Annotated in this window: 19 protein-coding genes; 10 read left to right on the top strand and 9 right to left on the bottom strand. The window is 71.0% G+C overall.

All coding sequences use genetic code 11. The features are described from left to right. Positions 1 to 352 precede the first annotated feature (352 nt). From ileS to J4H92_RS11750, 5 genes are all read left to right on the top strand, one after another. Entirely contained in the window at positions 353 to 3,757 is a 3,405-nt protein-coding gene (ileS, locus tag J4H92_RS11770; RefSeq protein ID WP_208098383.1) for an isoleucine--tRNA ligase, read from the top strand. Then, positions 3,754 to 5,106, top strand: coding sequence for a bifunctional folylpolyglutamate synthase/dihydrofolate synthase (locus J4H92_RS11765; RefSeq protein WP_208098382.1), 1,353 nt, complete (start codon positions 3,754 to 3,756; stop codon positions 5,104 to 5,106). The genes ileS and J4H92_RS11765 overlap by 4 nt, the downstream gene beginning before the upstream one ends. Then, positions 5,103 to 5,594, top strand: coding sequence for a DUF4233 domain-containing protein (locus tag J4H92_RS11760; protein WP_208098381.1), 492 nt, complete (start codon positions 5,103 to 5,105; stop codon positions 5,592 to 5,594). The genes J4H92_RS11765 and J4H92_RS11760 overlap by 4 nt, the downstream gene beginning before the upstream one ends. Before the next feature lie 36 nt (positions 5,595 to 5,630). Beyond that, a complete protein-coding gene (gene ndk / locus J4H92_RS11755) occupies positions 5,631 to 6,047 on the top strand; it encodes a nucleoside-diphosphate kinase (RefSeq protein WP_208098380.1) in 417 nt (138 codons plus the stop codon). A gap of 64 nt (positions 6,048 to 6,111) precedes the next feature. Further along, on the top strand, positions 6,112 to 7,314 hold the full coding sequence (locus J4H92_RS11750) for a winged helix-turn-helix domain-containing protein (protein WP_208098379.1): 1,203 nt from the start codon (positions 6,112 to 6,114) through the stop codon (positions 7,312 to 7,314). A 106-nt stretch (positions 7,315 to 7,420) separates the two neighbouring features. On the opposite strand, the gene J4H92_RS11745 is transcribed toward J4H92_RS11750, so the two are convergent. From J4H92_RS11745 to J4H92_RS11715, 7 genes are all read right to left on the bottom strand, one after another. After that, positions 7,421 to 9,877: a transglutaminase TgpA family protein gene (locus J4H92_RS11745; RefSeq protein WP_208098378.1), complete on the bottom strand. Its 2,457-nt coding sequence runs from the start codon at positions 9,875 to 9,877 to the stop codon at positions 7,421 to 7,423. Then, positions 9,874 to 11,022: a DUF58 domain-containing protein gene (locus tag J4H92_RS11740; RefSeq protein ID WP_208098377.1), complete on the bottom strand. Its 1,149-nt coding sequence runs from the start codon at positions 11,020 to 11,022 to the stop codon at positions 9,874 to 9,876. Before J4H92_RS11740 ends, J4H92_RS11745 begins: the two co-directional genes overlap by 4 nt. Beyond that, positions 11,019 to 12,014, bottom strand: coding sequence for an AAA family ATPase (locus J4H92_RS11735; RefSeq protein WP_208098376.1), 996 nt, complete (start codon positions 12,012 to 12,014; stop codon positions 11,019 to 11,021). Before J4H92_RS11735 ends, J4H92_RS11740 begins: the two co-directional genes overlap by 4 nt. Before the next feature lie 67 nt (positions 12,015 to 12,081). Then, a complete protein-coding gene (locus J4H92_RS11730; RefSeq protein ID WP_208098375.1) occupies positions 12,082 to 13,158 on the bottom strand; it encodes a serine hydrolase in 1,077 nt (358 codons plus the stop codon). Positions 13,159 to 13,242: 84 nt separating this feature from the next. Beyond that, positions 13,243 to 13,920 carry a hypothetical protein gene (locus J4H92_RS11725; RefSeq protein ID WP_208098374.1) on the bottom strand — a complete coding sequence of 226 codons (678 nt, stop codon included), beginning with the start codon at positions 13,918 to 13,920 and terminating at the stop codon, positions 13,243 to 13,245. Further along, positions 13,917 to 14,399, bottom strand: a complete 483-nt coding sequence (locus J4H92_RS11720; protein WP_341783087.1) for a MarR family winged helix-turn-helix transcriptional regulator — start codon at positions 14,397 to 14,399, stop codon at positions 13,917 to 13,919. The genes J4H92_RS11725 and J4H92_RS11720 overlap by 4 nt, the downstream gene beginning before the upstream one ends. A gap of 51 nt (positions 14,400 to 14,450) precedes the next feature. Then, positions 14,451 to 15,119 (bottom strand): DNA-3-methyladenine glycosylase, encoded by a 669-nt coding sequence (locus tag J4H92_RS11715; protein ID WP_208098373.1) that lies wholly within the window; start codon positions 15,117 to 15,119, stop codon positions 14,451 to 14,453. Between the two features lie 257 nt (positions 15,120 to 15,376). Between J4H92_RS11715 and uvrB the strand changes: the two genes are divergently transcribed. Continuing rightward, positions 15,377 to 17,464, top strand: a complete 2,088-nt coding sequence (uvrB, locus tag J4H92_RS11710; protein ID WP_208098372.1) for an excinuclease ABC subunit UvrB — start codon at positions 15,377 to 15,379, stop codon at positions 17,462 to 17,464. 45 nt (positions 17,465 to 17,509) lie between these two features. Then, positions 17,510 to 18,136, top strand: coding sequence for a TetR/AcrR family transcriptional regulator (locus J4H92_RS11705; RefSeq protein ID WP_208098371.1), 627 nt, complete (start codon positions 17,510 to 17,512; stop codon positions 18,134 to 18,136). Positions 18,137 to 18,248: 112 nt separating this feature from the next. On the opposite strand, the gene J4H92_RS11700 is transcribed toward J4H92_RS11705, so the two are convergent. Further along, the gene (locus J4H92_RS11700; protein WP_208098370.1) at positions 18,249 to 18,647 is read right to left on the bottom strand and encodes a CrcB family protein; all 399 of its coding nucleotides are present in this window, start codon (positions 18,645 to 18,647) and stop codon (positions 18,249 to 18,251) included. Continuing rightward, entirely contained in the window at positions 18,644 to 19,057 is a 414-nt protein-coding gene (locus tag J4H92_RS11695; RefSeq protein ID WP_208098369.1) for a CrcB family protein, read from the bottom strand. Before J4H92_RS11695 ends, J4H92_RS11700 begins: the two co-directional genes overlap by 4 nt. A 110-nt stretch (positions 19,058 to 19,167) precedes the next feature. Here J4H92_RS11695 and uvrA point away from each other — a divergent pair, with 110 nt between their 5' ends. Genes uvrA through rapZ form a run of 3 tightly spaced genes read left to right on the top strand, consistent with a single transcriptional unit; the run spans position 19,168 to position 24,978 of the window. Next, positions 19,168 to 22,140: an excinuclease ABC subunit UvrA gene (uvrA, locus tag J4H92_RS11690; RefSeq protein ID WP_208098368.1), complete on the top strand. Its 2,973-nt coding sequence runs from the start codon at positions 19,168 to 19,170 to the stop codon at positions 22,138 to 22,140. Beyond that, positions 22,140 to 24,110: an excinuclease ABC subunit UvrC gene (gene uvrC / locus J4H92_RS11685; RefSeq protein ID WP_208098367.1), complete on the top strand. Its 1,971-nt coding sequence runs from the start codon at positions 22,140 to 22,142 to the stop codon at positions 24,108 to 24,110. The genes uvrA and uvrC overlap by 1 nt, the downstream gene beginning before the upstream one ends. Then, positions 24,103 to 24,978 carry an RNase adapter RapZ gene (gene rapZ / locus J4H92_RS11680; protein ID WP_341783086.1) on the top strand — a complete coding sequence of 292 codons (876 nt, stop codon included), beginning with the start codon at positions 24,103 to 24,105 and terminating at the stop codon, positions 24,976 to 24,978. The genes uvrC and rapZ overlap by 8 nt, the downstream gene beginning before the upstream one ends. The last annotated feature ends 6 nt before the right edge of the window (positions 24,979 to 24,984 follow it).

Genomic DNA, 24,984 nt, shown 5'->3' with positions numbered 1-24,984 from the left:
GAGATCCGCGCCTGTTCGGCTCCTCCCGAACGGTATTCGCCGCCGGAGCTGCTCCCGGGTTCGGATCGCTCGTCCTCGGGGCGCCGAATGCGTGTAGAATCGTATGCAGCGACTGCGATCCGGCCATCACCGGGGAGTCTTCGGAAGAACAGCAGAGCGGACGATCTGATCGGGAGCGTCCGAGCCGCTCAGTAGAGCCGAACGGGGACGGCCCGTCACAGCCGAACGAGGTGGCCGGGCTCCTCGCCGGAGACGGCGCAGGATCGCGGCAAGCAGGGTGGTACCGCGGGCGGACGAGAAGGATCGGCAGCCCGTCCCGGCACGAAGACGAATCCGAGCCGAGGAAGCGCCCATGATCTACCCGAAGCCGTCGACCGGAGCGCGGGACGGCGCGTCCGCCGAGCCCGCCGCCGTTCAGCCGTCGCCCTCGTTCCCGGAGATCGAGCGGCGGGTGCTCGCCTTCTGGAAGGACGATGACACCTTCCGCGAGTCGATCCGGCAGCGCGAGGGCGCGCCCGAGTGGGTGTTCAACGACGGACCACCCTTCGCCAACGGCCTGCCGCACTACGGGCACCTGCTCACGGGCTACGCCAAGGACGTCTTCCCGCGCTTCCAGACGATGCGCGGCAAGAAGGTGGAGCGCCGCTTCGGCTGGGACACCCACGGGCTGCCGGCCGAGCTGGAGGCGATGAAGCAGCTCGGCATCACCGAGAAGCGCGAGATCGAGGAGATGGGGATCGCGGCCTTCAACGCGAAGGCGCGCGAGTCGGTGCTGCAGTACACCCGTGAGTGGGAGGAGTACGTCACCAGGCAGGCGCGCTGGGTCGATTTCGAGAACGACTACAAGACGCTGAACCTCGGCTACATGGAGAGCGTCCTCTGGGCGTTCAAGCAGCTCCACGAGCGCGGCCTCGCCTACGAGGGGCACCGCGTGCTCCCGTACTGCTGGCGCGATGAGACGCCGCTCTCGAACCACGAGCTGCGCATGGACGACGACGTGTACCAGATGCGGCAGGATCCCTCGGTGACGGTCGCCTTCCCGCTGGCGGGGGAGCGGGCCGCAGAACTCGGGCTGGAGGGCGTGCGGGCCCTCGCCTGGACCACGACGCCCTGGACGCTGCCCACCAATGCGGCACTCGCCGTCGGCCCGGGGATCGGCTACGCGGTGGTTCCGGCCGGGCCGTCCGGCGCGGCCGACGGCGGAGAGCCCCCGACGGGCTCGGGGTCCGGCGCACGATACCTGCTCGCCGAGGGCCTCGTGGGCGCGCACGCGAAGGAGCTCGGCTACGCCTCGGCCGAGGAGGCGCAGGCCGCGGTCGCGCGCGTCGTCCGCGGCGCCGAGCTCGCGGGCGTGCGCTACGAGGCGCTCTTCGACTACTACGCCGACGCCGAGGTGTGGGGCACGGAGCGCGCCTGGCAGATCCTCGTGGACGACTACGTCACGACCGGCGACGGCACCGGCATCGTGCATCAGGCGCCCGCCTACGGCGAGGACGACATGCGCGTCACTGCGGCGGCGGGCATCCCGGTGATCGTCAGCCTCGACGACGGCGGCCGGTTCCTGCCCTCCGTCGCCGACGTGGCCGGTCAACTCTGGTCCGAGGCGAATCGGCCGCTGATCCGACTGATCAAGGCGAAGGGCCGTCTGCTGCGCGAGGCCAGCTACGAGCACTCCTACCCGCACTGCTGGCGCTGCCGCAACCCGCTCATCTACCGGGCCGTCTCGAGCTGGTTCGTGCGCGTCACCGAGATCAAGGATCGCCTGCTCGAGGTGAACGAGCAGATCGAATGGGTGCCGGCGGGCGTGAAGCACGGCCAGTTCGGCAAGTGGCTCGAGGGCGCCCGCGACTGGTCGATCAGCCGCAACCGCTACTGGGGCAGCCCGATCCCGGTGTGGAAGAGCGATGACCCGGAGCATCCGCGCGTCGACGTGTACGGCTCGCTGGAGGAGCTGGAGCGGGACTTCGGATCCCTCCCGGTGAACGAGGCCGGCGAGATCGATCTGCACCGCCCCTACATCGACGGCCTCACGCGGCCGAACCCCGACGACCCCACGGGCCGATCGACCATGCGCCGCATCGCGGACGTCTTCGACGTCTGGTTCGACTCCGGGTCGATGCCCTTCGCGCAGGCGCACTACCCCTTCGAGAACCGGGAGTGGTTCGACGCCCACCAGCCGGCCGACTTCATCGTGGAGTACATCGGGCAGACCCGCGGCTGGTTCTACGTCATGCACGTGCTCGCGACGGCGCTGTTCGACCGGCCGGCCTTCAGGAGCGTGATCAGCCACGGGATCGTGCTCGGCAGCGACGGCAACAAGATGTCGAAGTCGCTGCGCAACTATCCCGATGTGAACGAGGTCTTCGACCGCGACGGCTCGGACGCGATGCGCTGGTTCCTGATGGCCTCGCCGGTCGTGCGCGGAGGCAATCTCGTCGTCACGGAGGAGGGGATCCGCGAGGGGGTCCGCCAGTTCATCCTGCCGCTGTGGAACACCTGGTACTTCTTCGGCCTCTACTCGAACGCGGACGGCACCGAGGCGTCTCGGCGCACCGACAGCGATGATCCTCTCGACCGCTACATCCTGGCGAAGACCGGGACGCTGATCCGCGACGTGGAGCGGCATCTCGACGGACTGGACACCACCAGCGCCGCCGAGGATCTGCGTGAGTTCGGAGAGGTGCTGACCAACTGGTACGTGCGCAGATCCCGCGACCGCTTCTGGGCCGGGGTCCACGGGACCGGCGGCGGACCGGAGAACCGGCAGGCCTTCGACACGCTCGCCACCGTGCTCGAGACGGTCTCGCGCGTCGCGGCGCCCCTGGCGCCCCTGGTCACGGAGGAGATCTGGCGGGGCCTGACGGGAGGCCGCTCGGTGCATCTCACGGACTGGCCCGACGCCGCGGAGTTCCCCGACGACCCCGAACTGGTCGACGCGATGGACGAGGTCCGCCGGATCACCTCGCAGGCCCTGGCGCTGCGCAAGGCCCGGCGCCTGCGTGTCCGGCTGCCGCTCGCCGAGCTGACGGTCGTGACCCCGCGGCCCGGCGCGCTGGAGCCCTTCGCGGGGATCCTCCGCGAGGAGCTCAACGTGAAGTCGGTGCGCCTGGTGCAGCAGACGGAGCGCAGCGCCGAGGAGCACGGCATCGTGCGCACGCTGGCGGTGAACGCCCGAGCAGCGGGTCCGCGGCTCGGAAAGCAGGTGCAGCAGGCCATCAGGTCCGCCAAGAGCGGGGACTGGAGCGAGGAGGACGGGGTCGTGATCGCCGGCGGCATCGCGCTGGAGCCGCAGGAGTACGAACTCGCGTTGAGCGTCGGCGACGGCTCCGATCCCGAGGCTGGCTCGGGAAGCGGCCTCGCACTGGGGCTGCTCCCCGGCGGCGGCTTCGTGCTGCTCAGCACCGAGACCACCCTGGAGCTCGAGGAGGAGGGGACCGCGCGAGACGCGATCCGTGCCGTGCAGGAGGCTCGGAAGCACGCGGGTCTCGAGGTGAGCGACCGCATCGCGCTGCGGCTGAGCGCCGATCCCGAGCACGTCGGGGCGCTGCAGACGCACCGTGAGCTGATCGCCGCGGAGACCCTCGCGGTCGAGCTGTCGTTCGCTCCGCTCTCCCCGGGCAGTTCCGGGACGGGCGCATCGGGCTCGACCCCGGAGATCGTCGACGGGCAGGGCGTCTTCAGCACGACGGCCGAGGCGCTCGGCACGACGAAGGACGCGTTGGAGATCCGCATCGATGCGAGAGGACACCTGGCATGACCGCCGCCGAGCGCGCCGCCGAGCGCGTCTACGAGGAACTGCTGAAGCGCGTCGGCGAGGCGCACCCCCGCCCGAGAATCGAACCCGTGCGCCGTCTCGCCGAGCTCGCGGGATCGCCGCAGCTCTCCTATCCCGTCATGCAGATCGCAGGCACCAACGGCAAGACCTCCACCGCGCGCGCGGCCGAGTCGCTCCTGCGGGCCCACGGGCTGAAGACGGGACTCTTCACGAGCCCCCACCTCGTGGACGTCACCGAGCGCTTCCAGATCGACGGGGAACCGGTCGGGGGGAATCAGCTCGCGGACGCCTGGGACGAACTGGTGGTTCCGCTCGAAGTCGTGGACGCCGAACTCGCAGCGGACTCGCAGAGCCCCATCACCTTCTTCGAAGCGATCGCGGTCCTCGCATTCTCGCTGTTCGCCGACGCTCCGGTCGACGTCGCGGTCATCGAGACGGGAATGGGCGGCGAGTGGGACGCCAGCAACATCGCCGACGCGAGGGTGGCCGTGCTCACCCCGATCGACCTCGATCACACCGCGATCCTCGGCCCGGACGTCGAGTCGATCGCCCGCACCAAGGCCGGGATCATCAAGGCGGGATCCACGGTGGTCTCCGCCCGACAGCGGCGCGAGGCTCTGCTCGAACTCGCCGTCGCAGCCGAGCGGAACGGTGCGGGTCTGCTCCTCGCCGACCGGGATTTCGCTCTCCGGGATGACCGGCTCGCGGTCGGCGGGCGTCAGATCACGCTCAGCGGACCGAGCGGTCACGATTACGATCCCGTCTTCCTGCCCCTCCACGGCAGCCATCAGGCGGAGAACGCGGCGCTCGCGGTCGCGGCCGTCGAGGCCTTCTTCGGGGGAGACCGTCCGCTTCCGGAGGAGGTGCTGGAGGCGGGGCTCGGCCAGCTCCGCTCGCCGGGTCGCCTGCAGCTGATCGCCAGCGATCCGGTGGTCTACGTGGACGCCGCCCACAATCCGCACGGCGCCGACGCCCTCGCGCGCGCGGTGGCCGAGTCCTTCGCCTTCTCCGAGCTCGCGCTCGTGGTCGGGCTCCTCGGCGAGAAGGACGCGGGAGGAGTGCTCGAGGCGCTCGCCCCGATCGCCGACACCGTCACCCTCGTCCCGGTCGAGTCGTCGCGCGCGCTGCCCGTCGAACGACTCGCGGAGATCGCGGAGGATCGGATTCCCGACCTCCCGGTCGCCCGAGCTGAAACGGTGCACGAGGCGCTCGAGGTCGCCCGGGACTGGGCCGGTCGGGCAGAGGGCCGGGCGGTGCTCGTGACCGGCTCCGTGCTGCTCGCGGGCGAGGCCATCGCGCATGCGCGCGCAGAGGGCTGGGGGAGCGCATGACCCCCGGATCGCCCGCGCCGAGCGGCTCCGAGGAGCCCGAGCTGAAGCTGTCGCCCTCGGAGGGCTTCGCGCATGACGCCGCGATGCGCATCTCCGGAGCCTCCCATCCGGATGCCGGGAGCGCCGGCCCGGGACGGACGCAGCGGGCGCTGGCCTCCATCGTGCTCGGCTTCGAGCTGATCGTGGTCTTCCTGATGGGAATGACGATCTTCGGCCTCTCGCTGCTCGACCCCGCCGAACTCGGCATCTGGGGCGGCCTCGCGCTGTGCGGCGTCATCCTCGTCGCGCTCGCCACGATGCGGCTGGGCCGCACCGGCATCGTCATCGGCTGGGCGGTGCACGGCCTCATGCTGCTGAGCGCCGTCATCCTGCCCATGTCGCTGATCATCGGGATCGCCTTCACCGCGACCTGGATCTACTGCATGGTCAAAGGCTCCCGGATCGATCGGGAGCGCGCTGCCTGGGAGTCCGCCCAGCCCCTAGACTGAAGGGCGGAGTCAGACCATCCCGCGATTGGAGCGTGCATGTCCGCAGAAGAGACGTTGATCCTGGTGAAGCCCGACGGCGTGAAGCGGGGGCTGACCGGCGAGATCCTCCGCCGGGTCGAGGCGAAGGGGTACGAGCTCGTGGACATCCGCCTGGTGGAGGCGCCGCGCCAGCTGCTCGAAGCCCACTACGAGGAGCATCAGGGCAAGCCGTTCTTCGAGCCGCTGCTCGAGTTCATGAGCTCCGGGCCGATCGTCGCGATCCGCGCGAGAGGCAATCGGATCATCGAAGGATTCCGCTCCCTCGCGGGCTCGACCGAGCCCACCCTCGCGGCACCCGGCACCATCCGGGGAGATCTCGGGAGGGACTGGGGCCTGAGCGTGCAGCAGAACCTCGTCCACGGCAGCGACAGCACGCTCAGCGCGGAGCGCGAGCTCGCCCTCTGGTTCGACTGATCGGCGATCGTCGACCGGCCTGTCGACTGCCCGGTCACCGATCGCGTCCCGGCGGGAGGCTACGATGACGACCGCGCCCGAGAGCCTGAGCGCCGCCGAGGCGCGGCGCGCCCTCCTGGCCGCGCAGGGCTTCGCGAACGCGCCGAGGCTGCGCCGGAGACGGCCGTTCGACGCGGCTCTGGACCGGTTGCACGTGCTGCAGATCGACTCGGTGAACGTCTTCGCGCGCAGCCATTACCTGCCGGTGTTCTCGCGGCACGGCGGCTACGACACCGGAGCGCTCGACCGGCAGCTCTGGGCGGGAGGCGGCTTCACCGAGTACTGGGCCCACGAGGCCGCGTTCATCCCGGTCGCGGATCGGCCGCTGTTCGCGTGGCGCATGGCCGACTTCGGCGAGCGCTACGCGGCAGAGGGCCGGAGCGCCGCGCTCGCCGAGACCGCCGAGCGGGTGCGCGCCCGGCTGGCCGACGCCGGCCCCCAGCTCCTGCGGGAGCTGGAGACGGGCCCGCGGGAGTCGCGCGGGCCGTGGTGGGACTGGAGCGAGACCAAGCAGGCCGTCGAGATGCTGTTCGCGCTGGGAGAGGTGGTCTCGGCGGGGCGCGAGGGGTTCCAGCGCCGCTACGCGCTCGCCGAGCAGGTGCTCCCCGCCGAGGCGCTCGTCCCGGTTCCGCGCGCGGCCGCGCAGCGCGCGCTGGTCGAGCGCGCGGCGCGATCGCTCGCCGTGGGGACGCTGGCCGATCTCGCCGACTATCATCGGCTCAGGATCGCCGAGGCGCGCGCGGCGGTTCGCGTGCTCGAGGACGAGGGGATCCTGCTGCCCGTCCGGGTGTCGGGATGGCTCACTCCGGCGGGGAAGCCGCAGGAGGCGTGGCTGCACCGCGACGCGCGGGTTCCCGCGAGGCTCGCGCCCGACGCGCTGCTGACCCCCTTCGATCCCGTGGTCTGGTTCCGGCCGCGGGCCGAGCGCATGTTCGACTTCCACTATCGCATCGAGATCTACACTCCCAGGCAGAAGCGCCGCTACGGCTACTACTGCCTGCCGCTCATGGTCGGAGGACGGCTCGCGGGACGCATCGACCTGAAGGCCGATCGCGCCGAACGCGCACTGCTGGTGCAGGCGGCTTGGCGCGAGGATCGCGCTCCGGCGCGCACCGCGGAGGCGGCGGTTGAACTGCTGCGACGGGCCGCCGCCTGGCAGGGTCTGGGGGCGGTGCGCGTCAGCGGAATCGGCAATCTCCCGCTTCCGCCCCGTTTCGAGGCCCCTTAGCGGATCGCCGCGCCTGCTGCGGCTCCGTCGTGATCCTCTGCGAGAGAGCATCTCTTTGACGAGAGTGCATGCATTGCACCGTCGAACTCATGCGCTCTCGCGAAACTCAGACGCTCTCGCGGCGCTCGCGACCGCGGTGCCTGAGCACCGAGCGGGGGAGGAGCAGCGCCCGGAGCCGCGCCCAGCGGGTGCGCCCCGTCCGCAGCCCGCGCGAGGCCTGGAGCAGCCGCTTGACGGTGCCGTCCGCCGGTTCCGCGGCGGCGGCGTAGCGCTCGGCCGTCATCGCGTCGGCCAGTGCGCGCGCGGCTCCGGCGGCGTCTCCTGGAAGACGCCCGCCCGACTCGAGGTGCTCGATCAGCGCCTCGGCGGTCCGCGCGCGCGGCGCGCGCCGGTCGGCGCTCCTCTCCAGCAGGCCGAGGTCGACCGCCGTGTCCAGGAACTCGTTCCACGCGTGCTGCGCCGCTCCATCTCCGGCCGCGATCCTCCTGCGCCGGACTCGTGCACGGAGCAGACGGGCCGTCGCGGGGGTCAGGAGCAGGCCGACGATCAGTGCGACGGCCGCCCACGACAGGACGATCCGCGTCGCAGCGCCCCGCTCCGAGGCGGCGTCCGAGGCCGGGTTCTCCTCGTCGACGGCTGCTCGCTCCTCCGGCGTCTCCTCCGGGTCCGGTGATTCCTCCGGATCGGGTTCGGGCGCCGGGTCCGTCTCGTTCGGGGACTCCTCCGGCCCCTCCGACGGCTGCTGATCGGTGTCGGCGCGGAACCCGGCTCCGCCGGGCGTCGGCTCGAACGCCATCCATCCGATGTCGTCGAGGTAGATCTCGGGCCAGGCGTGCAGATCGCGCCCCTGCACGACCGTCTCCGTGCCGCCGGAGGCCCGGCTCGCGTATCCGACCGCGATGCGCGTCGGCGCCCCGAGCGCTCGGGCCATCACGGCGAAGGTGGAGGCGTAGTGGACGCAGAAGCCGGTTCGCTGCTCCAGCAGCCCGGTCATGACCGCGTAGGGATCGCCGGGATCCGCACCGGGCTCGTAGGGCGCGGCCTCGTCGTAGGAGAACTCGCCGCTGCGGAACCAGGCCTGGAGCGCGACCCCGATCTCGTACCGGTCCGCTCCGGGCTCCGGAGGCCCCTCGGCCGGCCCGAACCCGTCGATCGCCTCGAGCACCTCGGCGGGCATGCCGTCCGGCAGGTCGAGATACGGGGCGAGATGGGCGGGGGCCTCGTCGGGGTCGGGGATCAGCTCGAGCGCGCTGCGCGGAAACACTCTCGCGGACCCGGCGGCGATCCGCTGCCCCTCGCTCGCATCATCGATGATCCAATACGACGCATCCCCGTCGGAGAGGAGCTGATCGCCGTACGCGGTGTACCGGTCGCCCCGTCGCGTGAGGCTCTGCTCGGATCTCGCCGTCGCCGCATCCGCGGCCCAGCGCCACTCGGACGGATCGAAATCGGAGTTCTCCGGGGAGACGACGCTGCGCGACGACTGGGGGAGCGGCAGCCAAGAGCTCAGGAGGCCCTCGATCTTCACGGTGACAGAGGCCGCTCCGGTCTCCTGCGGGCCGTCGGAAGCGGTGGGAGGGGTGGTCGTCGGCGAGCGCGGTGCGTCGACCGTGAGGCCGTCGGGGTCCAGATCCTCCCCGGGCAGCCAGCGCCCGCCGGTGAAGTCTGAGAGCGTCGCCAGAACGAGGCGGTGCGACCCCGACTCGGCCGAGGTGAAGGTGAAGGCCCGTGCGTTGCTGCGCTGACGGAGGTCATCGGCGAGCGCGATCGTCACATCGGGCACGGTGTCGGAGACCGGTCCGAGGATCAGCGATTCGTTCCAGACGCGGTCCCGGCCCTGCGGCACCAGCGCCACCAGGCCGGCCGCCACCGCGATCGCCGTCGCGGCGGCGATGAGCCCGGCTCTGCTGGGAGCGGGGGAGCCGAGCCAGGCGAGCAGCGCGAGCAGGAGACCGCCGCCGAGCAGGACGGGCCAGCTCGCGGGCACACCGGTCACCATGGACGGGATCAGCAGGAGCAGAGCGGTCAGCACGCCGGCGGCCAGCGGCCTTCCGAGACCGATGAGCACGAGCATCGTCAGGATGCAGACGAGCAGCACGACGAGGAGAAGCACATCGGTGAGCGGACCGTCGAGATCGAGCGGAGCCGCGCCGGAGATGATGCCGATCCGGATCTCCTCGACGAGGACGAGCGGATCCCGGAACCAGGCCGGCGCACGACCGGATGCGGCGAAGCAGAGCGACCAGACGGCCGCCCCCGCGACCGATCCCGCGAGCGCGGCGGCGGTGCGCGCGCCGGGGCGCGCCGCGCGCGCGAGGGACGCCGCGAGGAGCACGGCTGCGCTGATCGACCAGGCTTGCCAGAACCAGGGGCCCGCGGCGAAGATCCGCATGAACGCGGCGAGGACGAGCGTCCAGAGCAGCACGACCAGCACCCCGCCGAGGACGAGCCGGCCGACGGCCCGGGGGAGGGCAGAACCGCCGGGGTCGGGAGCGCCGGAGCGCTCGGCTCCATGGGCACGCCCCGCGCCTCGCCGCTGCGCCGGACTCCGTCGCGCGGTCATCCCTCCGGCGCCTCCGCTGCCTCGGCCGCCCGCTCTGCGGAGGCCGCCGGGCCGGGGATCCCGATGAACGACCACTCCATCGGCGCAGCCGCCCCGATCCGGCGCCGTCTGGCGAGCAGGAGCCCGCCGCGGCCCAGCCGTGCGAGTTCGAGCGCGAGTCGTTCATCCAGCTCCCCGGTCACGACGGCCTGCGGCGCCGACGCCAGATCGGAGGCCGGCGCGGTCCGGTCGTCGTGCCGGAGCTGGACGTGGGAGAGCGCGCGGAGCAGTTCTCCTTCGCTCGCGCAGAGCAGCGGCCGGCCGGCCTCGAGACGGAGCTCCACGAGGTGGCCGTCGCGGAGCCAGAGCGATCCGAGCGTCGCGGCGGCGGCGACGGCGAGCTCGAAGTCGTCGTCATCGGCGTAGGCGTCGGACGCGGTCACGAGGAGCAGCGAACGGGATGCGCTGCTCGCGGTCTCGTGCAGCTTCACGAGCAGTTCGCCCTGGCGCGCGGTCTGCTTCCAGTGGATCTGCCGGAGGGAGTCGCCGCTGCGGTAGTCGCGGACGGAACCCGCGGGCGCACCGGAGTCGCTCCTCCACATCCGCGTGCCGCTCGACGACCCGGTGCCGGAGACCCGGCCCGCGTCCCTCAACAGTTCGGAGAGCGCGGGGAGCGTCCGCGGCAGCACGAGCAATTCGGTCTCGGCCCCGGCGCGCACGTTCCTCGCGATGAAGCCCAGCGGGTCGAACACGGTGATGGCGGACACCCGTGCGCGCACCGGACCGCGGCCGATCGCCTCCCATCCGCGCTGCGCGAGAGCAGGCTCCCCGGGATCGACCTGCAGCGGCGTCGCGTCTCGTCGCCCCGCGATCGACCAGAGTGCTCGGCACCGCAGAGCCGAGCGGGCGCGATGCCTGACGAGGGCGGTGAGCCGGACCGTCTCGCCCGCGGTCGGCGTGGGGTCCGTGGGGGAGAGCGCCACCTCGAACCTCGCCAGCGCCGGCAGGACGAGGGCCGCGGAGATCCCGAGCAGCAGCAGCGCGACGAGCATCGCGATGAGGTACCAGATATCCCGGATCCCGATGACGAGCCAGGCCGCCCAGAGCGCGGCGGCGCCGATGAGCAGACCCCATCCCCTGCGGGTGAGCGCGATCGGAAGGGTCATCGGACGGCGGTGCGAGCGACGATCTCGGCCACGATGCTCGTCGCCGCGGCGTGGGCGTCGCCGTCGGAGGCGAATCGGCCGTTCGGAGCCAGCCGATGCGGCAGCACCGTCCCGGCGAGCGCGGCGACGTCGTCGGGGGAGACGAAATCCCGTCCGCGCACGGCCGCCCTGGCCCTGGCCATGCTCGCCAGATGCAGGGTGGCCCGCGGGCTGCCGCCGAGAGCGATGCCCGGGTGCGTCCGCGTGCCGGAGACGATTGCGACGAGGTAGGCGCCCACCGCGTCGGCGAGATGCACGCGCGATACGGCGCGCTGCGCCGCGAGCACCTCCGCGGCGGTGGCGATCGGCGAGACCGACGCCGCCGGATCGGAGCCGCCGCGGGCCTTGAGCATCGACAGCTCCGAGACCGCATCGGGGTAGCCGAGCGAGATCCTGGCCATGAAGCGGTCGCGCTGCGCCTCGGGCAGCGGGAAGGTGCCCTCCATGTCCTGGGGGTTCTGCGTGGCGATGACGATGAAGAGTTCGGGCAGCTGATGGGTCCGCCCGTCGACGGTGACCCTGCGCTCGCCCATCGCCTCGAGCAGCGCCGACTGCGTCTTGGGCGTCGCGCGGTTCACCTCGTCGCCGATCGCGATGTTCGTGAAGACGGGACCGGGATGGAAACGGAACTCGTGCCGATCCTGATCGTAGATCGACAGGCCCGTCAGATCGGTGGGAAGCATGTCCGAGGTGAACTGGATGCGGCGGACATCGACGTCGATCGACCGTGCGAGCGCGGTCGCCAGGGTCGTCTTCCCGACGCCGGGCACGTCTTCGAGGAGGAGATGCCCGCCCGCGAGGAGCGTGGTGATCGTGGTCTCGATGACATCGGGCTTGCCGTTCAGCACCCGCCCCAGGGACACCGCGATCCGGCGCGCGAGATCCCGAACGCCGGCGGGCGCGCCGTCCGCGCCGGCGGCGATCGTGTCGTTCGGGAGCGCGTTCGCGGGCATGCCATCTACTGTAGGGGCTGCGCCGAGGCGCAGATCCCTGCGACGCGGAGTGCCGTTCGACATGCCGCTAACGGGCGTCTTCGAGAAGCCGCGCGAAGATCTCGGCGGGCAGATCCTGGTTCTCGCCGGTGCCGTTGAGGAGGATCGCGACGGTGCGGCCGGTCTGCGCGTCGTACATCACCAGCGACTGGAAACCGAGACCGGCACCGGTGTGGCCGACCCAGCCGTCGATCTCGCCCAGCGCGAAGCCGTAGCGATCGTAGACCGGGCTGTCGGCATCGTCAGACGTCGACCCGAGGGTCTTCAGGCGCTCGCGCTGAGCCTCCTCGCTCAGCAGCTCGCCGCTGCCCAGCGCCTCTCCCCATCGCGCGAGATCCCTCACCGTCCCGGTCATGCCGCCCGCGGCGCCGAACCACCCCGGTGCCACGTCCGGGAGCTCCTCGGGGGCCGGGGCGCCACCGATCTGAAATCCCGAGGCATCCGCCGTCGGCGTCGCGAAGCCGTACTCGAGGCTCGTCAGGCCGAGCGGCTCGCCGATCCGTCGCCGCACCTCGTCCTGCCACGAGCTGCCGGTCGCCTTCTCGATGATCTCTCCGAGGAGCAGCGTGTTCGTGTTCGAGTACTGATACGCGCGCCCCGGCTCGAAGGACGACGGTTCGGCGAAGGCGATGGCGAGCAGTTCCGAGGTGGCGGGCTCGCGCTCCGGGTCGGGGCCGAAGGCCGCGGCGAAGCCGGGTGCGGCGGAGTAGTTCGGCAGCCCGGAGCGCATCGTCCCGAGCTCCCGCAGGGTGATCGCGTCGCCGCCGGGCACGTCGTCGAGGTGGTCGGACACCGTGTCGTCGAGCGAGATCGCCCCCTCGTCGGCGAGCTGCAGCACGACCGTGCCGACGAACGACTTGGTGATGCTGCGGTAGGCGAACCTCGTGTCCGCATCGGCGGTCAGCCCGGGCGCGGCATCGCCGAAGGCGTGGAACTCTCCCCGGTCGTCGCCCTCGACCAGCGCCACCGCGCCGCCCGGCATCCCGGAGTCCTCGAGCGCGGACAGGATCGCGGTGCCGAACTCGGATTCCTCAGAGCCCGGGGGCGCCTGCTCAGCGGAGGCGTCGACGCAGCCGCCGAGGAGCAGGACCGCTGCGAGCGCCACCGCGCATCCACGTGGGGGAGTGGCGACCATGCACTCATGAAAGCACATCCGGTGCCCCGGCACCAGGACCGTCGCCCGTGCTCCTCACCGGTCCACGGCTTCGCCCGCGGCCCGGAGCAGCCCGTCCGGATCGTCGGCCCAGAAGCGCAGCCGGTCGATCGGCTGCGGGCCCCCTTTCGGCGGGAGCCCGGGCAGGTGCGCCTCGAAGGGCCGCTCGAAGACGATCTCGAGATTGGTCTCGTTCCCGATCCGGATCGCGCAGACGCGGCTCCCGTCCTCGTCGAACACGCGACCGCGCTCGCGGTCGGGATCGCTCGGATCCCGGCTCGTGCGGTGCGCTCTGATCTCCGCGACCTCGCGCCAGGGCGCGAGCAGGTCGAGTTCGAGTCCCTCGCGCACGCGGATGCCCTCGGCGCCGACGGCGTGCGGTCGGGTGAGGTAGGCGCAGAGCAGGCCGACCATCCAGGTGAGACCCCAGATCCCGAGGATCAGGAAGCCGATCCGCACCGGCACCCAGCGGTGGACGATCATGTCGATGATCGGGATCTCGACGGCGGAGAGCACCAGGAAGACGATGAGCGCGGTGAGAACCGGTCGGTGATATCGGAAGCCCATCGATCCCGCGGCCAACTTCGGCCTGCGTGCGATCGCGCGCCACAGGCTCTCGTAGACCCGGAGCTCCATGAGGAGCGCACGGCGCGCGAGGTCGCGCAGTCGTGCGCCGAACGATGCGGGGCGCTCCGCCGCGGGCGGGGCGCTCATTCCGGTTCGGCCCGATCGCGCTCGATCTCGGAGTAGTCGACCGACTCGTCGCGCATCAACCGCTCCAGGCGGTTCCTCACCGCTTCGAGGCCTCGCTCGAACCCTTCGAGGTCGGCGGGGTCGACCGCGGAGACGAGCTCTTGATCGAGGCGGCGATGGTCCTCGGCCATCCGGGCCATCGTGCGCTGGGCGGCGGGCGTCAGCGTGACGAGCACCGCGCGGCGATCCGTCGGGTGGGCGCGACGCTCGGCATACCCGGTGCCGACGAGTGCGTCGACGAGCGCCGAGACGCTGCGCGGGGTGATCCCGAGCGCGTGGGAGAGCGCCTGCTGGGTGGCAGCGCCTCCGTGATGCAGCACCCAGAGCGCATGCAGCCGGGTCTCGGTCAGCGAGGTGCCCGCGAACGAGCGCCGCATGTCCTGCTGGAACAGCGAGGCGAGCGCCAGCAGTCGGTCGAGGGTGGTCGGGCTTCCGGTCACAGTCGTTACATTATCACTTAATTACATGATGTAACGGTCTCGGATCGGAGCCTATCGTTCCGGCGGACGCGGCGCCCCTCGTCCGCGACGAAAGGCGGAGACGGTCGGGTCGCCCGAGATCCAGAAGCGCCAGGGGAACGCGGGCCCTCCGGCCTCGCCGCTCACCCCCACCCTGGGGCCGCTCGCGATCGCGCTCCGGAGGTCTGCGGGTCCGGCCCCGTGCAGGTGGAACGGGGAGTCGAAGAGATCGCGGCCGTCGTGGGTCTCCCGGGTGATGCCGAGCGCGCGCGCGAGGTTTCCCGGTCCGCGTGCGAGACGGTGCGCGGGCACCGGAGCGGATCCGCGTGCCGGCGCCCGGCGCAGCTCGGCGGCCCCGCGTCCGTCGATCACCTCTCCCGAACGGATCAGTACCCCCGATGCGGTGCCCGCCGGCGAGCAGACCAGGTTGAGCGCGAAGTGGAGGCCGTAGCTCAGGTACACATAGGCGTGGCCGGGAGGCCCGAACATCGAGGCGTTCCGCTCGGTCCTGCGGTCCCGCGAGTGCGAGCCGGCGTCGTAGGGCCCCGGCACCCCCACGCCGTGATAGGCCTCGACCTCGGTGATGCGGATGGTGACCGCGGCCGCGTCGCCCTCCACGCCCTCGGCGCGCACGGTCAGCCGGGCGCCCAGCAGCCTCGGGGCCACCTCGAGCGCCGGCGGTTGGAAGAAGGAGCGATCCACGCAGACCAGTGTGGCAGGCGCTCCGCGGGCCGGTCGTCATCGCCCCGCGCTGTGGAGCCGGAGGGCTGCCGCGGCCCGTGCGTCGGGGTTCGGGCGCATCGCGTGGGCCCCGAGTGCCCCTTCGTGGGCGTGGAAGGGCAGTTCGGGTGCATCCGTGCGGGCACCGGCCCGCCATCGAGGGCCGATGCATCGCCAGGACGATGCGCCGATGGCGAAACGAGGCGCGCGTGTCGGTGGTGCGGAGTAGTGTCGAACCCATGGAACCCACGCGCAGCGTACGCCCCTTCGAGGTGGTCAGCGAGTACGAGCCGAGCGGCGACCAGCCGCAGGCCATCTCCGAGCTCGCGCAGCGGATCAACGCGGGCGAGACCGACGTCGTGCTGCTCGGCGCGACGGGCACCGGCAAGTCCGCGACCACCGCCTGGCTCATCGAGGCGGTGCAGCGACCCACTCTCGTGCTCGCACACAACAAGACCCTCGCGGCGCAGCTGGCCAACGAGTTCCGCGAGCTGATGCCGAACAACGCCGTCGAGTACTTCGTCTCCTACTACGACTACTACCAGCCCGAGGCGTACGTGCCGCAGACCGACACCTTCATCGAGAAGGACTCCTCGGTCAACGCCGAGGTCGAGCGCCTGCGCCACTCCACCACCAACGCGCTGCTGAGCCGCCGTGACACGGTGGTCGTCTCGACGGTCTCGTGCATCTACGGCCTGGGCAAGCCGGAGGAGTACTACGAGGCGATGGTTCCGCTGGCGGTCGGCGACCGCCTCGACCGCGACGTGCTCCTGCGCAGATTCGTGGACATGCAGTACCAGCGCAACGACATCGAGTTCGTGCGGGGCAACTTCCGGGTGCGCGGCGACACGGTCGAGATCATCCCGATGTACGAGGAGCTGGCGATCCGGGTCGAGTTCTTCGGCGACGAGATCGAGGCCCTCTACTACCTGCACCCCGTGAGCGGCGAGGTCATCAAGCGGGTGGAGACCGTCTCGGTGTTCCCCGGATCCCACTACGTCGCCAGCCGTCAGGTGATGAACCGCGCGATGGGCACCATCTCGGAGGAGCTGGACCGGCGCACGAAGGAGCTGAAGCAGCAGAACAAGCTCGTCGAGGAGCAGCGGCTGCGGATGCGCACCACCTTCGATCTCGAGATGATGGAGCAGATCGGCTTCTGCTCGGGGATCGAGAACTATTCCCGCCATATCGACGGGCGGTCCCCGGGGGAAGCGCCTCACTGCCTGCTGGACTACTTCCCGGACGACTTCCTCATCGTGATCGACGAATCCCACGTCACGGTTCCGCAGATCGGAGCGATGTACGAGGGAGACGCCTCGCGCAAGCGCACGCTCGTCGAGCACGGCTTCCGCCTCCCCAGCGCGCTCGACAACCGTCCGCTGAAGTTCAGCGAGTTCACCGAGCGCGTCGGCCAGACGGTCTACCTCTCGGCCACGCCCGGCGCCTACGAGCTGGATCGCGCGGACGGCGTGGTCGAGCAGATCATCCGGCCCACGGGGCTCGTGGATCCGCAGATCATCGTGAAGCCGTCCCAGGGGCAGATCGACGACCTGCTGGAGGAGGTGCGGCTCCGCGCCGAGCGCGACGAGCGCGTGCTCGTGACCACGCTCACGAAGAAGATGGCCGAGCAGCTCACCACCTTCATGGAAGAGGCCGGAGTGCGGGTGCGGTATCTGCACAGCGACGTCGACACGCTGCGCCGAGTCGAGCTGCTCACCGAGCTCCGCGCCGGTGTGTACGACGTGCTCGTCGGCATCAACCTGCTGCGCGAGGGGCTCGATCTGCCGGAGGTCTCGCTGGTGAGCATTCTGGACGCGGACAAGGAGGGGTTCCTGCGCAGCAGCACCTCGCTGATCCAGACCATCGGCCGCGCCGCCCGCAACGTCAGCGGTGAAGTGCACATGTACGCCGACACGGTCACCCGTTCGATGCGAGCGGCGATCGACGAGACGAACCGCCGCCGGGAGAAGCAGATCGCCTACAACGCCGAGCGCGGCATCGATCCGCAGCCGCTGCGCAAGAAGATCGGCGACATCACGGCGATACTGGCCCGCGAGGCGGCCGACACCGACGAGGTGCTGGGCGCGCGGGGCTCTCGACATGCGCAGAAGGGCTCGCCTCAGCGCGCGAAGGGCAAGGCTGCGGCGCGCGCCGGCGCGATCGGGGCCGAGGGCGCGGCGAAGCTCGAGGAGCTGGTCGCCGAGCTGACCGAGCAGATGCTCGCCGCCGCCGATGAGCTCAAGTTCGAGCTCGCCGCCCGATTGCGCGACGAGGTCGCCGAGCTCAAGCGCGAGCTGCGCAGCATGGACGCAGCCGGGCACCGCTGAGCCGGCGCGCCGGCGACGCGTACGCACCAGGCTATGCTCGCTCCTATGGCTTCGACTCCCGACTCTGCGCCGCGACCCGGAGGTCGCCGAGATCAGCGGCGCAATCATGAGCGACTGCTGCAGGCCGCGGTCGAGGTGTTCGACGAGCAGGGCGTCGCCGCGCCGCTCAAGGACGTGGCCGTGCGGGCCGACGTGAGCATCGCGAGCCTGTACCGGCACTTCGCGGGGCGCGACGCGCTGCTGATCGCCGTCTACGAGGAACAGGTCTCGGCCGTCGAGCGCGCCGCGATCGCGATCCTCGAGTCGAGCGAGGGCTCTCCGCAGCATCGCCTGGACGCCTATCTCGAGGGGCTGACGACCGCGTTCATGCGGCACCCCTGCTATCCCGCGCTCGCCGCCCGCGGTCTCGCGCTGCACCCGGCGCGCACGGTGGATCCGCGACTCGAGGAGCTGCTCGAAGAGCTGCGCGCCGCGGCCGAGGCCGACGGCGCACTCGCCGCCGACGTGACGGCCAACGATCTCGTGATGGTGCCGACGGCGCTCGTCTCGCTGGTGGGCTTCGACCAGATCGGGCTGCCGGGGGTGTGGCGGCGTCAGCTCGCGATCGCGCGCCGCGGACTGCGTCCCGAGGCCGCGGCGGATCCGCTGCCGTCCGTCCTGCCCGAGGCCTGAGCGTCGGCACGGTCCGAGGCCTTCGGGTCTCGCGGACGCCACGTGGAACTCCGGAACGCGGCATCGCCCTCTTCTCGATGCCGGCTGGGAGCCGCTCGGCGGCCGCTGCCGCTCAGCCGGTCGGGCCGGGAAGGCCCGAGACGAGGCTCCAGGAGAGCCAGCAGACTCCGAGCGAGACCAGGAACAGGCCGACGGTGTTCAGCGCGAGCCACGCGCGGCGCCGCGTCCGAAACAGCTGCGCCGAGTCCACCGCCACCGTGCTGAGCGTGGAGTACCCGCCGACGAATCCCGTCGCGAGGATCAGTCCCGAGCGGTCGTCGAGCCACGCCGCGGCGGCGAGCGCGGCCACGCAGCCGAGCGCCGCGCAGGCGGTGACGTTGACGACGAAGATGCCGAGCGGCCCGCCGGCGTACCTCCGCCGCACCCCCAGATCGACCAGGTAGCGCAGCACCGCGCCGGCCCCGCCCGCGAGGGCGACGGGGAGCAGCAGCGACCAGCCGAGCGGGCTCACCGCGATCCTCCCGCGCGGCCCCGGGATTCGCCGTCCCGCAGACCTCGCCCCGCCCGGAGGCCGACGCTCGCGGCGACGATCGACAGCGGGATCGTCGCCGCGCCCAGGACGAGCCCCGACGGCCACTCGCCCCCCTGCGGCAGCGCCAGGAGGATGAGGGCGCTGTAGCTCGTGAACCCTCCGAGCAGTCCCGTGCCGAGGAACAGCCGCAGACGCTCGTGCCGGGGCGAGGAGGTCGGCGCGGAGCCGAGCAGGCCGAGGGCGAACGCCCCGCAGAGATTGATCGCGAGCAGCATCGCGGCGGCACCTCCGGAGCCCGCGCCCGGGCCGACGAGGCCGAGGGCCGCCCGCAGCCCCGTGCCGATCGCGCCGCCGCAGAACACGAGGAGGCAGCCGAGGAGAACACGCACGCAAGCCAGTGTAGATCCGTCTGCGCCGCGCGCGGCGCCGACGCGATCCGCTGCCGCAGACACTCGCACATATGTTCGAATGCTCAGCGAATCGAGGGTAGGATGAAGCGGTGACTTCGAAGAGCATCGCGCCGGCCAGATCCTCAGCCTCGCACACGCGCATCAGCGTGCAGGGGGCACGGGTGCACAACCTGAGAGACGTCGATCTCGAGATCCCGCGCGACTCGATGGTGGTGTTCACCGGCCTCTCGGGGAGCGGCAAGTCGAGCCTCGCCTTCGACACGATCTTCGCGGAGGGGCAGCGCCGCTACGTCGAGAGCCTGAGCGCCTACGCCCGGCAGTTCCTCGGCCAGGTCGACCGTCCCGACGTCGACTTCATCGAGGGACTGAGCCCGGCCGTTTCGATCGACCAGAAGTCGACCAACCGCAACCCCCGCTCCACGGTGGGCACGATCACCGAGATCTACGACTACATGCGTCTGCTCTGGGCGCGCATCGGCGTGCCGCACTGCGCGGTCTGCGGCGAGCCCATCCGCTCCCAGACCGTGCAGCAGATCGCCGACACCCTGATGGAGCTGCCGGAGCGCACCCGCTACCAGGTGCTGGCCCCGGTCGTCTCGAAGAAGAAGGGCGAGTTCGTCGATCTCTTCCAGGAGCTCGCCGGAAGCGGCTACAGCCGCGCGATCGTCGACGGCGAGACCGTCTCGCTCAGCGATCCGCCGACCTTGAAGAAGCAGGTCAAGCACGACATCTCGGTGGTCGTCGACCGGCTGGTGGCCGGGCCGGACACGCTCGGGCGCCTCACCGACTCCCTGGAGACCGCGCTGAAGCTCGCCGGAGGGATCGTCACCGTCGACTTCGTGGACCTCGAGGCGACCGCATCGGATCGCACCCGGACCTTCAGCGAGAGCCTGAGCTGCCCCAACCGGCACCCGGTGTCGCTCACCGAGATCGAGCCGCGGACCTTCTCGTTCAACGCCCCCTTCGGCGCCTGCCAGGCGTGCTCCGGCCTCGGCACCAGCATGTCGGTGGACGAGGATCTCGTGCTCGGGGATCCGGAGCTCAGCATCGAGGAGGGCGTCATCGTCCCCTGGACGAGCCAGGGCAAGAGCCTCTACAACTACTACGCCAAGCTGCTGCGCGGTCTGGCGAAGGATCTCGGCTTCTCCCTGAAGGCGCCCTGGCGGGATCTCTCCGAGGACGTCCGCCAGGCGGTCCTCTACGGCAACGACTTCACGGTCAACGTGCGCTGGAAGAACCGCTTCGGACGCGAGGTGAAGTACACGAGCGGCTTCGAGGGCGTCATCCCCTTCATCGAGCGCCAGTACGCCGAGGCCGAGAGCGACAACCGGCGCGAACGCTGGGCCGAGTTCCTCCGCGAGGTGCCCTGCCACGCCTGCCACGGGCAGCGGCTCAAACCGGAAGTGCTCGCCATCACCGTGAAGGGCGAGTCGATCGCCTCGGTCGGGGAGTTCAGCCTGCTCGACGCCCAGCGCTTCTTCGAGGAGGTCGAGCTCACCGAGCGGGAGGCGCGGATCGCCGCGCAGGTGCTGCGCGAGATCCGTCTGCGCTTCGACTTCCTCATCGAAGTGGGTCTGGGCTACCTCACGCTCGCGCGCGCCGCGGGAACGCTCAGCGGCGGCGAGGCGCAGCGCATCCGCCTCGCCACCCAGATCGGATCCGGCCTCACGGGCGTGCTCTACGTGCTCGACGAGCCCAGCATCGGCCTGCACCAGCGCGACAACCGACGCCTGGTCGAGACGCTCGTCAAGCTGCGGAACCTCGGCAACACGCTGATCGTGGTGGAGCACGACGAGGAGACGATCGAGGCGGCCGACTGGATCGTCGACATCGGACCGGGCGCCGGGGTCGAGGGCGGGACGGTCGTGCACTCCGGCGACTACGCGGCCCTGCTCCGCAACGCATCGTCGATCACCGCCGACTATCTCGCGGGACGCCGGGCCATCGACACCCCCGCGAAGCGCCGGAAGCGGCAGCGCGGCCGCGAGTTGAAGGTGGTCGGCGCGCGATCCAACAATCTCAAGGGAGTCGACGTCGCCTTCCCGCTCGGCGTGATGACGGCGGTGACGGGGGTCAGCGGCAGCGGAAAGAGCACGCTGGTCAACGACATCCTCTACCGCGTGCTCGCGAACCAGCTCAACGGCGCGCGCCTCGTGCCCGGGAAGCACACCCGGATCACGGGCCTCGAGCATCTCGACAAGGTCGTGCACGTCGATCAGGCGCCGATCGGGCGCACGCCGCGGTCCAACCCGGCGACCTACACCGGGGTGTTCGACAAGATCCGCACGCTCTTCGCCGAGACCCCCGAGGCGAAGGTGCGCGGCTACCTGCCGGGGCGCTTCAGCTTCAACGTCAAGGGCGGGCGCTGCGAGGCCTGCTCGGGCGACGGCACGCTGAAGATCGAGATGAACTTCCTGCCGGACGTGTACGTGGCCTGCGAGGTCTGCGCGGGCAAGCGGTACAACCGCGAGACGCTGCAGGTCCGCTACAAGGGCAAGAACATCAGCGAGGTGCTGGACCTGCCCATCGCCGAGGCGGCGGAGTTCTTCGAGCCGGTTTCGAGCATCCACCGCTATCTCAAGACCCTCGTGGACGTGGGCCTCGGCTACGTCCGGCTGGGGCAGAGCGCGACCACGCTGAGCGGCGGCGAGGCGCAGCGCGTGAAGCTCGCCACCGAACTGCAGAAGCGGTCGAACGGCCGCAGCATCTACGTGCTCGACGAGCCGACCACCGGTCTGCACTTCGAGGACGTGCGCAAGCTGCTGCTCGTGCTGAACGGGCTCGTCGACAAGGGCAACACGGTGATCACGATCGAGCACAACCTCGACGTCATCCGCAGCTGCGACTGGGTGATCGACCTCGGTCCGGAGGGCGGCAGCGGCGGCGGCACCGTGCTCGCGACGGGCACCCCCGAGCAGCTCGCCGAGGTCGCGGAGAGCCACACCGGGCAGTTCCTCGCCGAGGCGCTGCAGCGGCGGCCGGCAGCGAAGCGCGCGCCCGCCAAGCGCACGGCCTCGCGCCGCACGAGCGGCACGGCGGTCGCCGGGCGGTCGCCGTCTTGATGTCCGAGGACGACCCCCGGAGCTCGTTCCGCCCCGCGCCGGGCGAGATCCCCACGAGCCCGGGGGTCTACCGCTTCAGCGACCGCCACGGACGGGTGCTCTACATCGGCAAGGCGAAGAACCTGCGGGCCCGACTGAGCAACTACTTCCAGCCCCTCCGCTCCATCGCCCCGCGCACGCAGCGGATGCTGATGCTCGCCGCCCGGCTGGACTGGACGGTCGTGGCGACCGACACCGAATCCCTCGTCCTCGAGCACACCTGGATCACCGAGTTCCAGCCGCCGTTCAACGTCCAGTTCAAGGACGACAAGACCTACCCCTATCTCGCGGTCACGCTGCGGGATGAAGCCCCGAGACTGCTCGTCACCCGGAACGAGAAGATCCGGGGGGCGCGCTACTTCGGCCCCTACCCCAAGGTGTGGGCGGTGCGCGAGACGGCCGCGCTGCTGCAGCAGGTGTTCCCGATCCGCACCTGCAACGACGCCGACTACCGGCGCGCCGTGCAGACGGGCCGTCCCTGCCTCGCCGGACAGATCGGTCGCTGTCTCGGGCCGTGCAGCGGGCGCATCTCCGTCGAGGCGCATCGGGAACGGGTGAACGAGCTGGTGTCGTTCCTGAGCGGCGGCGACGTCTCCTACCTGCGGGCCCTGCAGCGCGAGATGCGGACCGCCGCCGCCGAGCAGCGCTACGAGGACGCCGCGAGACTGCGGGACCAGACCGCCTCCGTGGAGCACGTGATGGAGCGGAACGCGGTGGCGCTCCCGCACGACGTCGACCTCGATGTCTTCGGCCTGAAATCCGACGAGCTGAGCGCTGCCGCCCACCAGTTCATCATTCGCGGTGGGCGCATCCGGGGGGAGCGGAGCTGGATCGTCGACGTCGAACTCGACGGCGCGCCGGATACGCTGCTCGAACAGGTCGTGCAGAGCGCGTACGAGGGGGAGCGCGAACCCCCTCCCGAGATCCTCGTGCCGACGTTGCCGGAGGGCTCCGCCGCGCTCGAAGCGGCGCTCAGGGCACGCCGCCCGCGCGGCGGCCGTGTGCGCGTGCGGGTGCCGGAGCGCGGTGCCAAGGCGCAGCTCATGGAGCGCGCCACGTTGAACGCCGGCGAGCATCTCCTGCGCCACCGGATGAAGCGCGCGGCGGACGTGACGGCCCGCACCGATGCGCTCGCCGAGCTGCAGCGCGCGCTGGGCATGACCGATGCGCCGTTGCGGATCGAGTGCATCGACGTGTCCCATCTGCACGGCAGCGACGTGGTCGCCTCGCTCGTGGTCTTCGAGGACGGGCTCCCGGCCAAGGGGGAGTACCGGAAGTACCGGATCGAGCGCACCAGCGACGACACCGACAGCATCTACCAGGTCGTCTCGCGGCGAGCCGCGCAGTTGCGGGACGCGGCCCGGTCGGATGACGGGAGCCAGACGCCGCCCCTGCGCCGGTATCGCGAGCGGCCGCAGCTGCTGATCGTCGACGGCGGTGCTCCGCAGGTCGCGGCCGCGCGACGCGCGCTCGTCGAGGCGGGGATCGACGACGTCGCGCTCGCGGGTGTCGCCAAGCGTCTGGAGGAGCTCTGGCTCCCGGAAGACGACTTCCCCGTCATCCTCCCGCGAGGAAGCGAAGCCCTCTTCCTCGTGCAGCGGCTGCGCGACGAAGCGCACCGCTTCGCCATCACGTTCCAGAGGCAGCGGCGCAGCACGGCGATCGCGTCTCAACTCGCGGAGGTCCCGGGCCTCGGCCCCAAGCGGGTACGCGCCCTGTTGAACCACTTCGGCTCCGTCTCCCGACTGCGGGCCTCCACCACGGCGGAGATCGCCGCGGCACCGGGCGTGGGGCCGGCTCTCGCCGAGACCGTCCGCGCACATCTCGACCGGGCCGCCCGGAGTTCCGAGCCGCGCGAATCGTCGGCTCCGACGGCTAAGCTGGAGGGGGAAGAGGGCGGATCGGATGCGGAAGGGGCGGTCGGTGGCTGAACGCACGGCGGGGCAGGAGATCCTGATCGTCACTGGCATGTCCGGAGCCGGGCGCAGCACGGTCGCGAACGCGCTCGAGGACCTCGGCTGGTATGTGGTCGACAACCTGCCCCTGCCCATGCTCAAGACGCTCGCCGACATGGCCGACCGCTCGGGTGGCGCCCTGCCGAGAATCGTGGCGGTCGTGGACATCCGCGGGCACGACCTGTTCGCCGACATCCAGGAGACGGTGTCCGAATTGCGCGGCAGCGCCTCGGTCCGCGTCGTGTTCCTCGATGCGACCGACGACATCCTGGTGCGCCGCTACGAATCGGTCCGCAGGCCGCATCCGCTGCAGGCCGCCGGAACGCTGCTCGAGGGCATCCGCCTCGAACGCGAGAGGCTTCAGGAGCTGCGAGCGTCCGCCGACGTGGTCATCGACACCTCGCGCTACAACGTGCACGATCTCTCGACCGCGACGCGCGAGCTCTTCAGCGACGACGAGACGCCCGGGCTGCAACTGTCCGTGCAGAGCTTCGGGTTCAAGTACGGCGTTCCCACCGACGTGGACCTCATGGCCGATATGCGGTTCCTGCCCAACCCGTTCTGGGAGACGGAGCTGCGCTCGCTGAACGGGGTGGACGCCGAGGTGAAGGATTTCGTGCTCAGCCGTGAGGGGGCGAGAGAGTTCCTCGAGAACTACGTGCGAGCGCTCGAACCGGTGTTCGCCGGCTACCAGCGGGAGAACAAGCGGCACGTCTCGCTGGCGGTGGGCTGCACCGGCGGCAAGCACCGCTCGGTGGCGATGGCGCGCGAACTCGCCGATCGCCTGGCGGCTCTTCCCGGCGTCAGCGTCAGCCTGCGTCACCGAGATCTGGGCCGCGAGTAGCCCGCC

The organism is Leucobacter weissii, assembly GCF_017565745.1.
Taxonomy (GTDB): Bacteria; Actinomycetota; Actinomycetes; order Actinomycetales; family Microbacteriaceae; genus Leucobacter; species Leucobacter weissii.
This window is presented reverse-complemented; position numbering and strand designations above follow the sequence as displayed.